The following is a 19,283-nucleotide window of genomic DNA, read 5'->3' on the forward strand; positions in this document are numbered from 1 at the left end:
TCTCTAGAACTATAGAAAAATTAAGAAATTAGTATTATTAATTATTTTTAGTCGAATTCGACATGATTCGCTAATTTTATGTAAATACCGCTATAGACACGTCATTTTCAACTATTTATAATGAGGCGTATTAACTGGTACATAAGTCTTTTACATCATTAACTAGTGCCTTTTGAACTACATATATAGAATCGATAAAAGCAAACCATTGGAAACAATGCGACGCAAAGCCATGACCTAAGGCATCCCTAACTTCCGATGCTATGGACGACAGGTTACCGAGTCAAGGAGTTCATCCTTTCATTCGGGATGGACTTTTTTTATTTATACGAAATGAGGTCGATTCATGCATCTTACGCTAATAGATAATTATCCTATTTACCTCATGCTGCTAGCGTTCATTATTTCAATAACTGCTCTTTACTTATACTTTACTAACAAAACAGCACTCAAAGCTTCACTCTTAGAGTCTGCTATCGATTGTATCATGTTGATTAATTCAAGTGGGAGGATCATTGCGTTTAATCCTGCGGCAGAATCCATTTTTGGTTACGAACGCAAAGAAGCTATAGGACTTACATTAATCGATTTTCTTTTTGAAAAAGATGGCCAGGAGACAACCTTCTTAAATCTGCTGTTCACGGCCAAAGACGAAACGATTATCGGTAAGCGAATCGAATTGAAAGCATTTCGATCGGATGGCAGTGTATTTCCTGCGGAAATAACGATTACGAGCACTTCGTATAAAGGAAAGCATGTCTATACAGCTTATCTTCGCGATTTGACTGAAAAAAAGAAGTCCGATGATATGATACAGCAGCTAGCCTACTTTGATCTTCTGACAGGTTTGCCGAATCGCAACCAGTTCAATCCACTTTTCCATGATGCGTTAAACAAAGCCAAACAACATAATCAGAGCTTAGCTCTACTCTTCCTCGATGTAAATCGGTTTAAACTCATTAATGATACCTTAGGCCATCCCTTAGGAGATCTCGTTTTGCAAAAGTTCTCCGCATTGCTTTCGGAAAGCTTGTTTGCACAAAGCATTGTCTCCAGACTAAGTGGTGATGAATTTGTGATTTTATACCCATTCGGTAATCGGAAGTCAGCTGCTGTGCAAGCGGAGAAGATCATGCAACAATTGGAAGCTCCTTTCCAAATCGACGGGCGAAATGTTTTTGTTTCCACCAGTATTGGTATCTCTTTGTATCCTATCGATGGAGAAGATCCGGAGGTTTTACTGAAAAATGCCGATCATGCGATGTATCTGGCCAAAGAACGTGGAGGAAACCATTATCAATTTTATGAACAGGAAATGAGTGTCATTCATTTGAGGAGAAGCGCATGTGAGCAATCCCTCCGGACAGCCATAGAACATAATGAGCTCTACCTGATGTACCAACCCAAATTCCATATCCCTACAGGCAAAATAAACGGCGTAGAAGCTTTACTAAGGTGGGATAGCCATGAGTTAGGAAGTATCTCGCCGAAGGAATTTATTCCTATTGCAGAAGAATCCGGACAAATTATTTCAATTGGAAAATGGGTATTACAAACTGCCTGTATACAAATGAAAAAATGGCAAAATGCGGGTATGGAGCCTGTTCCTATTGCAGTCAATATATCCGCAGTCCAGTTTCATCAAGAAGATTTGGTGACTATGATTCTCGAGATTCTGCATCAAAATGAGCTGGAAGCAAAGTACTTAGAACTCGAAATTACCGAAAGTGTAGCGATGTATAACAGCCTCAGTTGTATGGAAAAGCTTAATGCTTTAAAGCGCGAGGGAGTAAAAATCTCCGTCGATGATTACGGAACTGGTTATTCTTCTTTAAGTTATTTACATAAATCGCCAGTCGATACTTTGAAAATTGATAAATCAATCGTTCAAGACATTTCCTCCAACATATCTGCATCTTCTATTATTAAAGCGATTATGACCATGTCACAAAGTTTAAATTTGAATGTCATTGCCGTTGGTGTAGAAACTCATGAACAGCTCATTCTTCTAGAAAGATTTGGTTGTGAAAATATACAAGGATACTTATTCTCAGTTCCACTTACGGCCCAGCTATTTGAAAAGAGTTATGTTATCCATGATGCTAGTACTAGTCCAAATGCTTTATGAGAAAAAGCCAGAATGCGGAGGTTACTCCGTCTTCTGGCTTTTCAGATTGGACGCAGAACGAATAGCAAACGGCATGGCCAATGAAAGTAAGCTTGCTAAAAGTCCAAATACGAACATGCCGTGAATACCCGTATAAAAGACGCTGGATTTCGTAAGGATTGCCCCCATAATGGTTACGCTGACCGCTGTTCCAATATTCCGTGCAAAGAGCTGCAGCGAGGTGGAAATCCCCTTCTGGTGCGCTTCCACAAGCTGCTGTGAACCGATTGTAGTAATGGTGAAGATTATCCCATAAGCAAGACCAAGCGTCGTTAGTGCGGTAAACGTGTACCAGTATGGAGTAGCCTCGTGAATGAAATAAAGCAAGGCTGCTGTAATGACTAATATAACATTACCTATGACCAAAAGCCGTTTATATCCAAAGCGAAGTACCCATTTTCCACCAGGTATAGCTACGGCCATCCACCCAATGGATGTACTCAGAAGTGCAATACCACTGACAAATAATGAGTAGCCTTGATTTTGCAAGAAGAGAGGTATGAAGCTGGAAGTCCCAAAGAGAGCCGCGCAGCTAAGAAAGGAGCTTGCAATCATAATGGCTACCGGACGATTGCGCAGTAGGTTTAATGGAACGATCGGTGCAGGATGTTTTCTCTCATATAAAAAGAAAGCAATCATAAATATGCCCCCTAGCGCACCATAAATGTAGCTATAATGCTCAACTGCTGTTGTAAGCAGCAATAAGGATATACCACCAGCAAACAACATAGCTCCGCCATAATCGACCACTGCTTTCTTCGGTTGATACACCTCCTTATATGGCTGCAATGCTAGAAGTGCAACGATACATACCGGTATATTAACGAAAAAAATCCACCGCCAGCTCAGGTAGGTCACGAAGAACGTACCCAGTAGAGGCGCTAATATCGCAGATAACCCCCACATCCCTGTGAAATACGCTTGAACTTTACCGCGCTGCTCCACCGGATATATATCTCCCGCAATGATGGCTGGAAAAGGCATCATCACCCCTGCACCAATCCCTTGAATCGCTCTGAACAGAATCAGCTGCAGCATGCTTTGGGATAAACCGCAAAGCACAGATCCGAATAGAAACAGAAGTATACCTGCTGCATAGATCCTTTTCCGCCCAAATAGGTCAGATAATCTGCCTGCTAATGGAGCTAATACAGTAGAAAGGACCATATAAGAGGTAAATGCCCATGCGTATAGGTCATTGCCACCAATTTCTTTCACAATAATCGGCATTGTGGTATTGGCAATCGTGGTATCGATAGACGACACTAATACCGCCAAAACAATACTCACCATAACCGTTGTTCGATTTCTCAGGGATGTCCCCTCCTAAATGATGACTTTTTTTCACATCCATATATTGTAACTGATTCCAGAATGAATGAATAGCATGTTCAGAGCATGATGAAGCCAATTAAAAAACAATATTTAAAATTTTCCTTTACATAATGCTTTTCTATATAATAAAATTAATCCAATATGGTTAGTGGGTAATTCGATTGGGGACATGACAACATGACTTTAACAGTTTTATTTATGGGTGTATTTGTTGGTTTTATGGTCGGATTGACCGGTGTAGGTGGAGCTTCGCTGCTCACCCCCATTTTGATCCTGATTGGTGTTAATCCTTCAATTGCCGTGGGAACAGATCTTCTTTATAATTCGATTACAAAGCTTTTTGGCACGATTCAGCATTGGCGGCAGAAAACGATTGATTTCAAGCTGGTTAAAATGCTGGCTATGGGTAGTATTCCAGGTGTAATCATAGCCATTATTTTTTTGAAATTATTCAATTCGTTCTTTCATAATCAGGAGATCATTATTAAGCATGCTCTTGGTTATGTCTTGATTTTGGTAGCGTTTGCTACCTTGTTTAAAGTTTTCTTCGGTCACAAGATCAAAGAAAATCGCTGGCAGCTCAAATCTTTGGAGGAGAAACGAGGACTAACCATCACAATTGGTGCAGTACTGGGGTTTGTTGTTGGACTTACTTCCATTGGATCCGGCTCCCTGTATGCCATTGCGATGCTTTACTTTTTCCGTATGATCCCTGCTCAGCTCGTAGGAACTGACATCGCTCACGCTTTCTTCCTTGCAACGACAGCAGGAATTCTGCACGCAAGTATGGGAAATGTGAATTATACACTTGTCCTCAATCTTCTCATCGGATCCATTCCCGGCGTCGTTATCGGCAGCATGCTCTCTGCAAAAGCACCGACCAATATTCTGCGCACGATTATTGCTAGTCTGGTATTAATTAGCGGCCTTAAATTAATAGGATGAATCGGATGAATATGAGCTAAGGCTCCGATTTTATTTCCAAAAATCCTGTAACCCATACAAAGAAGCATCCGATTTAATTTACTCGGATGCTTCTTGTTGTACTCATATCATGTCGTTTTGTGCGGTTCCCCGGGAAATATCCGCTCCTTTACTTCAAAGTCATTTCCCGAGTAAACCACAATTTATAGCTGAGTATGCTCAATATGATACTTGTAATTGCTGCTGCTGCTGTGAAAGCAAACAAAATCAACATTTGATAACGAACCGCCTCCACAGTATTTGCGCCTGCGATAATCATCCCCGTCATCATTCCAGGAAGCTGAACGAGTCCAACTGTCTTCATTCCGTCTATCGTCGGAATCATGCTGGCCTTCACGGAGCGCTGCAGTGCTTGCTGAATGGCCTGTCTAACCGAAGATCCGAGAGCTAGCAGCGCTTCAATTTCCCCGCGCGACGATTGTACCTCACGGTTCATTTGATTCAAAAACAATCCACAAACAATCATCGAACTACCAATTGTCATACCGCTTATCGGGATAATGAATTGGCTCGTTGGCTTGATAATATGTAAACCAAGCATGAGAGACATTGTTAACGCTTCTGTTACAGCAATCGCAGCAGCTATTCTCCAATATATCCCCTTTAACCCTTCTCCGCGTTTACCCGCATTGTGTGTAGCAATCACAATCATAATCGCAATGATAATAAAGATAAGTCCCCAATGCTCCGTTTGAAAAATAAAGTGAAGCACATACCCAATAAACAACAACTGCAAGGCTCCACGAATGGTTCCCACGGCAATGTCCTTCTCAAGCCCAAGCTTCTGCCATTTAGATAAGGCCACCGTAATCATGACAAAGGTCAATGTAAAACCTAACGCTAGGGTAGACACGATGAATCCATACCCCCTTCGACTGAGAATGAATCCGTCCATTCAACTGTTTCTTCTGGTACAGATTCAGATAATGATCCACGATTCAAATACCAGAACCGATTGCCTACCCTTTTGGCTTGCTCCATTTCATGCGTCACCCAAATAAGCCCGCCTCCCCGCTCTTCAAGCCATTTCATCAGGGTATCTTCTACTGCCTGCTTGCTCTGTGAATCAAGAGCAGAAGTCACTTCATCAAGTAAGAGAATATCCGCTCCTAGCAGCATTGACCGCACTAGCTGAACCCGCTGCTTCTGTCCTCCAGATAAATCTGCCGCCTTCTGAGACCAATTCAGGTCACCGAGCCCAACCTGCTCCATCAAGCTAAGCGCCAATGGTTTATCGAAATTACGCTGATGCAGTTTACTTACCAAAGCTAAGTTGTCTGCGACCGTAGTAGGAAGCATAACCGGCTGTTGGGGGACATAGCAGACCTTCTTCCGCCAATCACTTGGTCCCCAGCTCGCAACAAGTCGTCCATGTAAGGATAAGTTTCCGCCATCCATACTTTCTAAGGTGGACAATATCCGCAGCAGTGTACTCTTCCCTTGGCCGGAAGGACCTAGGATCGCAATACGATCTTTGGGCAATACGTTCGTATTTATTTGCTCCATTAAAGGCGTCAGGCCTTCGTTTGGATGCTTCTTATGTAGATTTTCAATAACCAGAATAGGCTGCAGAACTTTTCACTCCCGTCTACCGAAGTTTTCAACATATCCGTTTAATTAGTATATCACAGCCATAATTCAACGTGGCATTAACCCATTTTTCGCTGGAAATAGGCTTTAGCCTACACCAGGAGACTGACCTTAGTCATACTTTGTGATGAATACCCAATGTGATGATAAAGGAGCTACTGCATATGCAGCGACTAATGTGTAAAGGGAAGATCCACCGTGCGACGGTAACGGAAGCCGATTTAGATTACGTGGGAAGCATTACTATAGACGGTTTATTGATGCGCAAAGCGAATATTTTACCCTATGAAATGGTTCAAGTCACAAGTCTGCGAAACGCCACCCGGTGGAAAACATACGCGATACCTGCGCCGGAAGGCTGCGGCAAGATCGGTTTGAATGGTCCCCCCGCCCACCTTTTTGCTCCAGGCGACCTCGTTATTATTCTTAGTATGGGACTTATGAATGAAGCAGAAATTAACAACCTCAAACCTCAAGTGGTTTTTGTAGATGAACGCAATCAACTGCTGAGGGTTGAAGAACATGATCTAGTTATTCTCAAGCAAGAAGTGAAATCCAATGACTAAGCTAAACACTAGCAAATGGACCAAATATAAGCTGTTGCGGAAATCGTCTAAACTTAGTGTGAATCTTCCAGAAACAGCTTGGCTGCGAGAGAGCTCTTTTTGGCGCATGATAAAAAAATACCGTGAGGTCATCATTAAACCAACTGGGAGCTATGGGGGCAATGGTGTCATTCGGATCAAAAGGATGGAATCTTCCACATATGAGGTACAGGATGGCGCTACGAAGAAAAATTTTACAGAGCATACCCAATTAAACACCTATATCAAAAAGAAAGCGAGCAAGAACAACATCATTCAACAGCGAATTCCGCTTGCTACGGTGAATGACCGGCCCTTTGATCTCAGAGTGATGGTACAGCGACGCCTCAAATCTCCTTGGGAAGTAACTGGTAAACTGGCCAAAGTGGCCGGAAAGGGCTTTATCGTAACGAATATTCGCATGAGCAGCGGTAAGGTTGTATCTGTGGAGCATGCTCTCAAAAATTCGGCGCTCAAAACGAGGCGGACTGCCGACCTCCTCTCACAGCTCGATAAAGTTGCTTTACAAGCCGCTCAGAAATTAGGTCCTTTCTATCCTTGGGTGCGCACGATGGGGATTGATATGGCTTTTGACAAAGAGGGAAATGTTTGGATTATTGAGGTTAATTTTGCTCCTATGCTTGAGCTATTTTTGAAACTGAAGGATAAGTCTATGTTCCACAAGATAAAATCATTTCACAAAAACAAACCAAATAAATGAATCGCAAAATAAGTTCGAAAAATAAACCAAATCAAAAGACACATGCCGTTTCCTTCTTCTCCTCTTGGTAATAGTCTAAATAAGAGTTTGCGGTTGCAGCACTCAAATTACAACTACGATAGTTTTCCTGTTGAAAACTTTGAGGAGGCCCGAAGATGAACCGATTGGGGCTTTATTGCTCACGATGTTCTGCAAGGCTCCCTTTCCGCTATCAAGAAATGAAATGCGACTGCGGTGGTACTTTATTGGTCGATTACGACTTGGAGCACATAGCTAGAACATTAACGAAGGAAGCTTTACAAACACGCTACCCATCAATGTGGAGATATAAAGAATTGCTTCCAGTGAGTAACCCTGATTGTATCGTCACCTTAGGCGAAGGCTGGACGCCACTCTTGCGCATGCAGGATTGGGAGCAGAAGCTGCCTATTAAACGGCTATGGATCAAGAGAGAAGAGCAGAACCCTACGGGGAGCTTTAAGTCAAGGGGCTTCTCCGTCGCTGTTTCCTTGCTTAAGGAAGCGGGAGCGACTAAAGCGGCCGTTCCATCCAATGGAAATGCCGCGGGCGCATTAGCCGCTTATGCAGGGCGTGCAGGGATCGAGGCATCTGTCTTTATCCCCATGGATTGCCCGCCATTAATCGTGGACGAATGTCCGTTATATGGAGCTGCCACCTTCCTCGTCGACGGCTTCATTCATGATGCAGCAGCAATCATTGAAGCGGGTAAACAAGAACACGGCTGGGTAAACGTCGGCACATTGAAGGAGCCCGGACGTGTAGAGGGCAAGAAAACAATGGGACTTGAGCTCGCCGAACAACTTGGTTGGACATTCCCCGACGTCATCATCTATCCAACCGGCGGCGGCTCCGGTATTATTGGCATGTGGAAAGCTTACCAGGAGCTCAAGGCACTCCGTTGGATTGATGGTCCCATGCCCAGATTCGTCTGCGTGCAAGAAGAGGGATGCCAGCCAATTGTCGACGGCATAACATGCAACCGAGCTGAAAGTGCCCAAGTTGCCGATGTAGAAGCAAGTCCGACAGGTATGCGCGTACCGAATCCGCCAGACTTGGCGTTCATCCTGTCGATTGTGGAACAAAGCGGCGGCACAGCCATCGCCCTCTCCAAAAGCCAAATTGCCGAGGCTACTCGAACCTTAGGCTCATTGGGCATCTCCTCGTCCCCCGAAGGCTCGGCAACTTGGGCAGGTCTGCTCGCCCTCTGCGACAGCGGATGGCTGCGTCCGAGTGATTCTGTTGTGCTTTTTAATACTTCGCACGCGATGAAATATGTGAATTTGGGTTCCATCTCTGCACTTCCGATTATTAGAAACTATGAGGATTATCGCCGTTTGTAGGAATGTTGTACGCTGTAGGCCGTCGATTCATTCGACCAATCTTACTCCACATAGATTTGTCTTAAACCGGGATCTTCGTCATATATGCAGAATTTAGGTTGCTAGATGATTGAATTCATATTAGCTGTTGAATGATGTTGTAGAAAGTGCAACAATTTATGCCTAAATCTCGTTAATCTCCCTTCATTGTTGCATAATGTACAACAATTTTGCCCAATATAGACCATTTCGCATCAAACGAGCTCATAATGTTGTACGAAATGCAACTTCAAGTTGCAAAATAGCCTTTTGGCGTGTTAATTGTTGTAAAAAATACAACATTGGTAACCACGATAGCCCTTCAGCCCTCACGAAAGCTGAATGTCTCTAAAATCGTATTTTGGAGTTATGAATACCAGTTGTGAATTAATTGACAGTCTCCGTTGTACAACTTCCCAAGTTGCAAACACAGTAAAGCCTTTTAACAGGAGTAAGACTATTCCGCTAAAACATCCTCAATCAAACCATATCAACCAAAACTCAAATTAAATCAATAAAAATATAATCTAACCCTATAACCCCATACAAATCAAACCAAACCAAATCAAACAGCCAGGAGGAAACCCTCCTGGCTGTTCATTTCTCAACCTTATTGACCTAAATTATTTTCTTCATACAACCGATACATCGCTTGAATTAAAGGCTCTGCCGGGTCACGATTCAATAAAAATAACGTCATTAAATATTGCAACGGAAGCGCACACGTATTATTGCCGTCTTCAACAGCTACGAATCCAGCCTCTAGGACTGGACCATGCTCCTCATGAAGCTCCAAGTCAACATAGATCTTTTGATCAGGGAATTCTTCTCGTACGGTAGCCGCACAATAAGGAACAATATGTTTATCGAGCAGCTCTTTGGCTTCATCTTCCGATTGTGGAGGATTCGGCAGCGGATGATCTTCTGGGCTTCTCAGCAAGTCTACGAAGAAGGACGATAACCACAGCCCCGCATTCGGATTCGTTTGGAAGTTTCTCATAATTTCATTCAAGAAAAATCCGCATGATGTGGACTTTTCATCATTTTTAAGTGTGAAAGCAAACATTGGACCATAAGTCGGATTATTGCCGATTTGTCCATCTACTTCATATTCGGGAAATTGTTCTTTCATTACTTCTTGAATGTGCTGAAACCAAGTCATAATGATTTGGGCCTGTTCGCGTTCTTGATCTTGTTCGTTATCTACTGGAGCTTGTGTATCAATATCTTTTTCTGTCATTGTGGTTAAAGCCTCCTGAATCATTCAAATTGGCACGAATATCCCTATTGTACCGCATTTGATCAAGTTCAGAAAGCTTATGTTTAATTTTTAAGGACGAATGCAAACAACCCCGACTTCCGATGCATTAATCGAAATGGCATTGCCTCCTTGACCGATCGTTGCCTTAGCGGATTGTCTTACTCTTACTTTCGTTTTCGCGTTGCTGTAGCTTTGATGTCTCGGCGAGAGCATAGGATGAATTCGAGCGTTTTTCCGGTTACAATCGTTTTGGCGTCGGCATACCAAGTACTTCCAGTACCTGATGCATGGTCTGTTTATACGTTTGCGTGATCCAAAGGCGATGGGCGATGCTTTCTTCACTACCTTTTAAAACCGGACAAACACTGTAGAAGTGGTTAAAAAGCGAAGCTAGCTCGAAAGCATAATGGCAGAGTATGCTAGGTGCCAATTGCTTAGTGGCAGTTTCCAGTGTTTCGGGCCAATAGGCGGTGTGCCTCAAAAGTTGGTATTCCTGTTCTTCCAAAAGAGTCCCATCGAACTTTGCCTCCATTCGTGGCAGACGAGTATCTTTCTTTGCTTTGTCCAAAATACTGTTTGCTCTTGTGTATGCATAAAGCAAGTAGACGCCCGTGTTCCCAGTAATTTCCGTCGCATGCTCCAAGTCAAAAATAACTTCCGTTTGCAGCTGATATTTCAGCAAATAATAACGGATCGCAGCCGCAGCTATCGATCTGCTGGAAATCCCCGCTTTTCTTGAGCGTTTAGCGTCAATGACTCTCTCCATGCGATCAAGTAGGTCCGCGACTTTAATTCCAATCCCTTGGCGCCCAGACATCGCATAGGAGCTTTTGCCCTCCGAAATATCAATCCCCAGTCCTGCAGCAGTTTCCGGACTTAAGGAAACGACCCCATAACTCACGTGTTTAAGCTGACTCGCCTGCTGCTCATAGCCCAGTACTTCTAGAGCTAGCTTAACCATCTCCTGCGGGTATTGCTGACGATAATCAATGACATTAATGACGACATCCGCTTGCCCTATCGATTTCTTTCTGCCCTGGGAAGCTGTGGACCATAGTCCATCCTCCCATTTTTTATATTCAAAATCATTCGACAGCACACCGAATTTCCAAAGATGATAGGCTATATCCTTCGCTGTATACGTTAAAATACCATTGGAACGAACAAGCACTTTATCCCCTTGATAATCCGTGCTTTCTCCAACTGTAACAGCTCCTTCTTCTAGATTCTTCAGTACCCAGCAGCCTGCTAATTTTCCATCCGTCACCTTATGAAACATATCTGTTTGGCTCAACAGCTCGAAGGTTGTATCCCAAAATCCCGCTCTCACAATACTGCTTTCCCAAACCAGCACATCGTAGTGAATGCCGAATTGCTTCATTTCTTCCAACTGCTCGCGAACGATCCTTTCCGCCACCAAAGCACCCATCCATGCAAGATTGGAATGCCCGCTCTCTAGCGCATGGAGAACTGTAGAACGCTGCTCTACAAGCTCCGGCTGCAATTTGTAAACCTGATTCACCTTCGCGTAGGTCTCCCAACAAAAGTCGCCAAATCGGTTAAAAGTCTCTTCTGTTTGTGTATGAAGAATACCCACCACGGTATCCGCTAATTGATTCCCCAGATCATCAATATAGTTATGCACCTCCACCTGATAGCCTGCTTGCGAGAGCATGCGTGACAACGAATCACCGATACAGGAATTTCTCAAATGGCCAACATGAGCAGCTTTATTGGGGTTGATTGACGTATGCTCGATCAAAATTTTTGTTTTGTTTCTTTGATCAACAAGCCCTTTGGCAGCAAAATACTGACCTGAAGACCAGGTGTCCCAATTTACATAAAAGTTTAGAAACCCCGGCGGCACCGCAGCGACTTTGGCGAATAAGCCTTGAATACACCCGTTCTTTTCTATGCGCTGTTGAAGCTCTTGCGCGATTTGCAAAGGAGATTTTCGTACTATTTTTGCTAAAAGCATAGCTACATTCGTACTGTAATCACCGTGCTCAGGATGAGCTGGGTGCTCCGTCAAGATTTTCAGAGTCGCAGGCTGTTCTATTCCGTACTCTTGAAATAAAACATCTACATGAAGCTTGATTTCATTCGTTAGAAGCTGCTGAATCATGGCATATTCCTCCTAATAGGATAGTGTGAAACTGCGAATGTTTTGCAGGAAAATGCAAAAAAGCCCCCGTCTCTACAATAAGAGACGAGAGCTGTTCATTCCCGCGGTACCACTCTAAGTGTTAAACCACTGGTTTAACCACTCCAACGATAACGGCTTATGCCGGATCTCCCTACATCGTACTTTCGGAAGACCATTTCCCAGGCCCGCTTCACCCTTGACATTCGTACCGGTTCCCACCTGCTCCGGCTCGCTGCGACTGTCCGACAAGAATTACTGTCCTGTTCACCAATGTTACTTATGAAATTAAGAATTTACTGAATATTACAGCAATAATAATGTGTTGTCAAGATGCAACTAATTTCATCATCATAATACCAATGAACGCTAAAGCTAAGCCGGATTGCTCCATTTTTGAGAATTTGTCCCTCAAAACAAACCGTGTATACAATAAGACTATCAATACATTAAGGGCGACGACCGCGGAAACTAACCCCGTTTTCCCCTGATCGAACGCATGAATAATGAAGATCATACCAATGACATTTGTAATCCCGATGACCATTCCAATCAGGAAGGTTCTACGTTCGGTCCAACTGGCTGGCGCAGCTTCCTTTCCTTTATCCTTGGCTCTGTCCTTCAACCACCATAATCCAAAACAGCATGTCCCCGTTGTAAACATAAAAAATAGCGTTGGAAATAGTGGCGCAGAAACGATGGTTGTCCATTTGCTAGACAAATCATTCCCAGCAAAAAGAAACAAAGCAAGCACTCCCCATCCGGCTCCTTGCAGATTCTTTAATGTGATATCATTCGAGTAACGAACGAATAAGATACCTACAACGATCACAATGAAGGCAAAGAACTGCCATAAATTGAGTCGTTCATCCCAAAGTAGATATGCGACGAAAACCACAACGACCGATGGTAAACCGGTGAGGATTGCAACTAACGAAGCTTTGCCTACCGCAAAGCCTTTGAACATACTGGCATTGGCTCCAAAGGAAAACAACCCCATCTGAACACCAATCAGAGCAGACACCGTCCACTCTTGCTGTGTTATAAGGGCGCAGGCAATGCTGACGAGCGCCCCCATAAAAAATGTGCCGCAGAGCAGCACATTCCGATTCAGCGATTGCTGACTGGTCCAATGATATAGAATACCTCGCAGCCCGAAGCTAACAGCCGCAAGTACTGAAAATATAAGCCACATGAGAACAGATACCCCTTTCTTTTAAGCAAAGATCGGGTAATTTTACCACAATAATCTTTATTGGACAACACTTGGTTGTAACAATAAACGCACAAGGATCGCATCGCCGCCAGCAGATACTTTTACTTCAGCAAATTTGGCATCCCGTTCATATACACGGCCTGTTCCTTCCGGAATGAAATAAGTCTCAATGCCGAACTCAATACCCTCGTAACCGATTTTGTTTCCATTCAAGCGAACCTCTCCCGGAGCTAATGTTTCCCCTTTGGTATACACGCGGCGGTATTCGTAAACACCTGTCGCCCGGTTCGGAGCGAGAACGATTGTAATTTTCCCTTTAGAGTCTACATCATGATTTTTATCTGTAAATAGAGGCGGCTCAGATATCGTATACCGTAAACGGACATAATCACCCTGAATGAGAGAACGTGGATCAAGCGGTTCAAGCTGCAGCTTAATCAGCTGTCCGTGAGCGAGCAGCCACTCACTTTTGCCAATTTGTAAGGACATTGCCATGACTTGCAGCAGAACTAGCAGAGCAATAATCCAGCGGTTCAATGCATAATTAGAGCTAGCCCCTAGTTGTTCGCTTAATTCCAAGCGATGTCTTTTTTCATACCAAACTGTAAAGACAAGAACTAAAATCCCGATGACCGCAAAACTAATCGATTTGTGCAGAAGCTTCCAGGCCAGATCGTAATATTTGTATACCAGGAAAGCAATCCAGAAGCCCATTGACCAAGCGTAAATCCATTTGATATGCAGTTGTCTACTAATGAACAAAGCGAGAACAACGACGATAAAGAACAGCACATTGGCTATATAATACCAAGATGACTCCGCCATAAAGGTTAAAGCAAATAAAGTCAATAGAAATGAAGGAAAACTGCTGTAAAGTATAGGTTGTCTGACTCCCTCATTTGGTATGACCTGACCACTGGCAAAGATAACGAATAATAAACCGGTAAGCACGGTAAGCACCATTATTCCGCTATCCATCCAATTGAAAAGTACGAAGGAAGCAATAATGACACCAGTAAGAAAGAAGAATATACGATGTACCAACCCAGCAATGTAGATAAAAGCTGCAATCGTAAGAGCAAGGAAAACCAAGAGAATAGGAACATTCTCTGTAAAAACAGCCGCTCCGGCACCAAGCAGCAATCCACTAATGAGAATTGTGTATCGCACTAATGAATTTAGTTTTTTCGCTATGATTATCGCAATAACAGTGACAAAACCAAAACCTATTAGCACATTCTCAGGTTCATCAAATCCTAGTACAACTGTAACAATACCAATAATCGTCAAGCTTCCCAGAATCGAACCAATAATGATGACCGAGACCGTGAGGACACGGACGACCCATTTGGTAAAATCTCCATCCGGCTTCGCTTGATCCGAAGCTTCTAAATCTGAGTGGTTTTCCGAATCCAACTGCTTTGATGCAGGATTCCAAGAGCGAATAAAGTTCATGAACTTCACATTCGCAAAGATGAACAAGATAATAAACAACAAGCTAGCAATGAAAAAGAACTCATTATAATGTTGGATAATAAGCTCGATATATTTGACTGTCACCGTGATGGATACCCACAAACCGGCAAACAATAGATAAGCTTTATTCCTCGTCTTGTGTGTATAGTAAACGGCTATCGCAAGTACTAGGACGAGAGGTAAATTCATAAAGACACCGTACTTTTCGTACGCTTGTGAATTTGAAGCCACGACCAAAACTGCCATCCCAACTTGAAAAGAGATCCATTTGAGAAAAGATGAGTGCAAACGCCCCCGCTCACTCAGAACATACAAGATGCCATTCGCAATGGCGATTCCGAGCCAGATGGTAATTTGAATGATTTCCGCATCTGAGCTCCCTCCCCAACGTCCGAAGAAATAAATCCCATAAGCGAGATGGCCCAAAATATACGCCAGTACATAGTAGGGCTGCCATCTAGTTAATAGGGCAAGTAAAAATGCCGGAATGAACCATACGGCGAACAAGCTGTAACTGTCAGCATGAGAATTGTAGGTTTGCCCAATGAGTCCGACACCTACACCGAACGAAATGCAGCTCGCGAACAGGCTAAGTTTACTTAGAAACTGCCTGCCATTTTGGCGAGAAAGCCATACAGATAAGCCATAAAAGCCCATGATGAGCACAAAGACAGGAATGAATTTCTCCCAGCGGTTTAATTTCTCCCAATTCGTAGCAAAAAAATATACAATGGCGGTTAGTAGAGCACTAGCTCCCAATACATAGCCTAGTTGAATCGTAACAAATTTGGATTTCATGATGATATTCCTCCTCTCGCTTACTTCTTATTGTACTAGAGATGTTCAGTTTGAGAAGTACTATCTATTCCTAGTACCAGATCATTAGCCTATGGATGACTACGACTTTTATAAAACAAAAAAGCCAGCGCTAGGCTGGCAAGTAATCAACTAAAGAAAGCCGATATATTCAATCTGTAATCTTAAAATTTTGAACGGAGCTTTGCAGCACAACAGCCATATCAGATAGTTGGCGAATAGCTGAAGTAATTTCTTGAATGGAAGCACTTTGCTCTTGAGCCGCCGCCGCCACTTCCTCGTAGCCTGCAGATTGTTCCTCTGTGATCCCAGAGATTTTCTGCATGGCATTAGAAATGATCTCAAAAGATCTTTCTGCTCTCACTAAAGTATTGATCAAGTGGTCTGTCCGATTGGAGAAAACGGAAATTCCATTAAAAATAACTTTAAAACTTTCATACGTATCGTTAATCCAGCTTTGACCTTGCTCAACTGCTTGATTTCCTTGAACAATGCTCTCCATGACAAGTAGGCTATCATTTTGGGTACTGGAAACGAGCTCGGTGATCGAGCTTGCGGCTTTCGTAGATTGCTCCGCCAGCTTCTTCACTTCACCAGCGACAACGGCAAAGCCTTTCCCCTGTTCTCCAACACGTGCCGCTTCAATGGACGCATTCAAAGCCAATAGGTTCGTCTGCTGTGCAATTTCGGTGATGATATGGATAATTTCCCCGATTTCCTTCGAACGGTTTCCTAGCTGCTGCGCGGCTTCTTGGGAATGCTTCATCTCTTTCTGAATCACATTCATCTGATGTAATGTCTTCTCAACAAGCTGCTGACCGTCTGCAGATTGTGCACCAACCTTATGGGCCATTTCCTGCATCTCTTTGACTTCCGATGTTACCTCTGATAATTCCGAATTGATCTCAACGATTGATGAAGTACTCTCTGTAATGGAAGAAACAACTTCAGCAACCCCTTCGTTCATACTGTTCATAGAAACGGCAACCTGCCCAGCACTTGCACTGGATTCGTCCGCAGACTGATATAAATGTGCGCTCGTATTGGTAATGAGGTTGGATGAAGAAAATATTTGGCGGATCAAAGAATCTAAATTCTGACGCATTTCGTTAAAAGCATTTGCCAATTTACCGATCTCATCCACTCGATGGATAGAGACTTGTGCAGACAAATCTCCCGCAGCAACCTTCTCTGTTACACGCATCAGTTGGATGACCGGTCTCGTCACACTCCGACTTATGAAATAGGCTATTAGACCGCCTAAGACTATAACGATTAAGGTAATCGTAAAGGTTGTCCATAACAATTCTTGCTTCGTTTTGGGAACGACCGAAGCATCTAAATCAATGCCAACAATTCCGACGTTTTCGCCTTTAGCGTTTTTGAGAGGGACAAAGACCGATTTATGTATACCAAATTCGTCCTTGTAAATCTCACTGATCGTTAGTTTGTCATCCTTGATCGCATTGTTCATCTCTGGCGTAAAAGGATACTCGGTGCCGAAATCTTCATCAACGCCAGTTAAAATGACGATTTGATCTTTATTTTGAACTTTCTGTAAGACATAAACATTTTCAAGAGAGTCTTGCTTTTTAAATTGTTCAAACTGCTGTTTAATTTTGGTATAGGCCGGTTTATCTTTGCCTGTAATTTCATCTGCATGTTCGGGAATAGAAGTCATATATTTCGAAACATTTTCAATATTTGTGGTTAATCTTAGAACGAATTGATCCTCAAGCTTCGTAGTTAAACTTTTACTGGCCAAATAGGAAGAGACCGAGAAGGCTGCGCATACGAATAGCAACAGCAGTAAAATACTGCTCGTCATCTTCACCGCGATTTGTCCTCTGAACCAGTTTATTATTTTATTTGGAGCATGCTTTGCCACTTTTCAATTACCTCCTGCTTAATATCGATGTTTCGGAATATTTCTCATAGACTTGCGCTACTGTTTCCTTCAAATATTGAATAATTTCATGCACATGTTTTGTCTCCGTATAAGGGGAGATGACAAAAATCTTTGTCGCGTACAGAGCAATAGAATTAGCATCCTTCGTTTGAACAAGCAGATGCTTTTTGGTGTCGCCAAAAAATATGCGGTCGCGATGATTCCCAAGCATTTCGAATAAACGTTCGTTAAATTTATTATTCCGCTCAATTTCCTTAAGGGTACACTTGCCCGAAATTTCATCCTGAAAATGCGGACTGCCTTCCGGATATATACGAAATAGTGTAATGATGCCCGGATTGTCGTTATTAACGATTTCAGCTTGAGGGATTTCTTGGCGCAGCGCTTCCCGGAAAGCGAGATTAACCTCAACGAACTGAGCTAGCAATTGCTGATACCCTTGAATGCCGAATGCAAGCAGAGCGCTGTATATACTGATGGAGCTTGCCATGCGCGAGCACTCCAACGTATACCCAGTATGATACTGTCCGTATCCCCGATGTCCGACATAGGGGGTTTCATCCGGATGCAGATCCATAAGTCTTAAATCGGCGGCATCCTTGACCAGAAATAGGCTTGTCAGGTAAGGGGTTTGCCCTAGCTTTTGAAAATCGAAGCAAAGCGAGTCGGCCAAATGCAAATGCCTCATCTTGCTTTGGATAGAAATTAAAGCCTGAGTGACATCTTTCTTTAATTCCAGTGGATTGGCGGTGAAATCATAGTCATTAAAGAAAGCAAAGAATGCACCTAAAGCAGAGTCTGCATGAATATGAGGTCTAAGCAACCCATGATGAACGGCTGCCTTGTTAGACACAGCATAAATTTGTTCCAAATCGTCAATCCCCATGGCATCCGTTGTTCCTGTCGTAGCTACAATGTAAATCGGGATTCCGCCTCGTGCGATCACTTCTTCCATTTTAACTCTCAGATCATTCACATCCATGGAGCTGTCAGCATTCGTGCGAACTCTGATCAATCTATCGCTCCCTATGCCCGATGCCTCCATAGATTTAAACAAGCTGTAGTGAGCGGCTTCGGAACAAAAAGCATACAAGTTGTCGGGAACACCTTTTTGCAATGCGTCCGGAACGAATTTCGCGATCGCTATCCTGAGACCTGAGAATACAGCTCCTTGTCCGCCCCATGTCGTATACCCGCCGCTTTTCAGCGCATCATAGCCTATTAATTTGGACATCATGCTGATGACTCTTACTTCAGCTTCAGCTCCGGCTGGGCCGTATACATCCCATAAATTGTTGCCATTAACCAAAAATGCCGCGATCATGCCCATAATCCCCGGGATGCTTGCCATCGGCAAAATATTCGTTAAAAAATATTTCGTATGATAAGGATGATCATGCAGCAATTTCAATAGCTCTGTATTAACTTCCTCTAGGGGGACGCTGCCAATAGGAATGGAGCTATCTCGAATAAGATTGTTATAGAAAGTCCCTGTTCGGTTTTTCTCGCCCTTGAGATTGACGCCGTCCGGGTTTTTAAGATCATCCACTCCAGTTACTAATTGTTCAATGAGTCGCAAAACCGTTTGACGCGTTTGTTGGTTGCCATCCTCACTAGGGAATAATTGCTGTACATTCGTTAGTCTTTTCTCTCTCATTAATTTCTCTCCTATCGATAGAATTGCGTTAAGAAAATGTTCACA

15 protein-coding genes, 1 riboswitch and 1 other annotated feature are annotated in these 19,283 nt (G+C 43.2%); of the genes, 5 read left to right on the forward strand and 10 right to left on the reverse strand.

The window, feature by feature from the left end:
* Nucleotides 1-189 precede the first annotated feature (189 nt).
* Nucleotides 190-283: riboswitch (cyclic di-GMP riboswitch) on the forward strand.
* Between the two features lie 63 nt (nt 284-346).
* Complete coding sequence (locus AC58UU_RS31765; RefSeq protein ID WP_497321509.1) at nt 347-2,128, forward strand: putative bifunctional diguanylate cyclase/phosphodiesterase; 1,782 nt, start codon at nt 347-349, stop codon at nt 2,126-2,128.
* Between the two features lie 21 nt (nt 2,129-2,149).
* Here AC58UU_RS31765 and AC58UU_RS31770 read toward each other — a convergent pair whose 3' ends face one another.
* Nucleotides 2,150-3,481, reverse strand: a complete 1,332-nt coding sequence (locus AC58UU_RS31770) for an MDR family MFS transporter (protein WP_497321605.1) — start codon at nt 3,479-3,481, stop codon at nt 2,150-2,152.
* A gap of 198 nt (nt 3,482-3,679) precedes the next feature.
* Here AC58UU_RS31770 and AC58UU_RS31775 point away from each other — a divergent pair, with 198 nt between their 5' ends.
* On the forward strand, nt 3,680-4,447 hold the full coding sequence (locus tag AC58UU_RS31775; RefSeq protein WP_497321510.1) for a sulfite exporter TauE/SafE family protein: 768 nt from the start codon (nt 3,680-3,682) through the stop codon (nt 4,445-4,447).
* Nucleotides 4,448-4,595: 148 nt separating this feature from the next.
* Here the strand turns inward: AC58UU_RS31775 and AC58UU_RS31780 are convergent, their stop codons facing one another.
* Together AC58UU_RS31780 and AC58UU_RS31785 are read right to left on the reverse strand one after the other, a co-directional pair.
* Nucleotides 4,596-5,339: an ABC transporter permease gene (locus tag AC58UU_RS31780; RefSeq protein ID WP_497321511.1), complete on the reverse strand. Its 744-nt coding sequence runs from the start codon at nt 5,337-5,339 to the stop codon at nt 4,596-4,598.
* Nucleotides 5,327-5,992, reverse strand: coding sequence for an ABC transporter ATP-binding protein (locus AC58UU_RS31785; RefSeq protein ID WP_497321512.1), 666 nt, complete (start codon nt 5,990-5,992; stop codon nt 5,327-5,329). The genes AC58UU_RS31780 and AC58UU_RS31785 overlap by 13 nt, the downstream gene beginning before the upstream one ends.
* 248 nt (nt 5,993-6,240) lie before the next feature.
* Here AC58UU_RS31785 and panD point away from each other — a divergent pair, with 248 nt between their 5' ends.
* The 3 genes from panD to AC58UU_RS31800 all read left to right on the forward strand — a co-directional run bounded on the left by panD (nt 6,241) and on the right by AC58UU_RS31800 (nt 8,742).
* On the forward strand, nt 6,241-6,642 hold the full coding sequence (gene panD / locus AC58UU_RS31790; RefSeq protein ID WP_497321514.1) for an aspartate 1-decarboxylase: 402 nt from the start codon (nt 6,241-6,243) through the stop codon (nt 6,640-6,642).
* On the forward strand, nt 6,635-7,381 hold the full coding sequence (locus tag AC58UU_RS31795; protein ID WP_497321516.1) for a YheC/YheD family protein: 747 nt from the start codon (nt 6,635-6,637) through the stop codon (nt 7,379-7,381). Before panD ends, AC58UU_RS31795 begins: the two co-directional genes overlap by 8 nt.
* A 155-nt stretch (nt 7,382-7,536) precedes the next feature.
* Nucleotides 7,537-8,742: a threonine synthase gene (locus AC58UU_RS31800; RefSeq protein ID WP_497321518.1), complete on the forward strand. Its 1,206-nt coding sequence runs from the start codon at nt 7,537-7,539 to the stop codon at nt 8,740-8,742.
* 628 nt (nt 8,743-9,370) lie between these two features.
* Here AC58UU_RS31800 and AC58UU_RS31805 read toward each other — a convergent pair.
* From AC58UU_RS31805 to AC58UU_RS31835, 7 genes are all read right to left on the reverse strand, one after another.
* The gene (locus tag AC58UU_RS31805; protein WP_497321520.1) at nt 9,371-10,000 is read right to left on the reverse strand and encodes a hypothetical protein; all 630 of its coding nucleotides are present in this window, start codon (nt 9,998-10,000) and stop codon (nt 9,371-9,373) included.
* A 90-nt stretch (nt 10,001-10,090) separates the two neighbouring features.
* A complete protein-coding gene (locus AC58UU_RS31810) occupies nt 10,091-10,234 on the reverse strand; it encodes a hypothetical protein (RefSeq protein WP_497321521.1) in 144 nt (47 codons plus the stop codon).
* A 25-nt stretch (nt 10,235-10,259) separates the two neighbouring features.
* The gene (locus AC58UU_RS31815) at nt 10,260-12,146 is read right to left on the reverse strand and encodes an arginine--tRNA ligase (protein ID WP_497321523.1); all 1,887 of its coding nucleotides are present in this window, start codon (nt 12,144-12,146) and stop codon (nt 10,260-10,262) included.
* A 77-nt stretch (nt 12,147-12,223) separates the two neighbouring features.
* Nucleotides 12,224-12,444 (reverse strand) — a binding site (T-box leader).
* A 48-nt stretch (nt 12,445-12,492) separates the two neighbouring features.
* Nucleotides 12,493-13,359 (reverse strand): EamA family transporter, encoded by an 867-nt coding sequence (locus tag AC58UU_RS31820; protein ID WP_497321524.1) that lies wholly within the window; start codon nt 13,357-13,359, stop codon nt 12,493-12,495.
* A gap of 57 nt (nt 13,360-13,416) precedes the next feature.
* Nucleotides 13,417-15,654 (reverse strand): GDYXXLXY domain-containing protein, encoded by a 2,238-nt coding sequence (locus AC58UU_RS31825; protein WP_497321525.1) that lies wholly within the window; start codon nt 15,652-15,654, stop codon nt 13,417-13,419.
* Nucleotides 15,655-15,823: 169 nt separating this feature from the next.
* Nucleotides 15,824-17,560 (reverse strand): methyl-accepting chemotaxis protein, encoded by a 1,737-nt coding sequence (locus AC58UU_RS31830; protein WP_497321526.1) that lies wholly within the window; start codon nt 17,558-17,560, stop codon nt 15,824-15,826.
* A gap of 7 nt (nt 17,561-17,567) precedes the next feature.
* Nucleotides 17,568-19,238: a pyridoxal phosphate-dependent decarboxylase family protein gene (locus AC58UU_RS31835; protein WP_497321527.1), complete on the reverse strand. Its 1,671-nt coding sequence runs from the start codon at nt 19,236-19,238 to the stop codon at nt 17,568-17,570.
* Between the last annotated feature and the right edge of the window lie 45 nt (nt 19,239-19,283).

The organism is Paenibacillus sp. JT22N1, assembly GCF_059692155.1.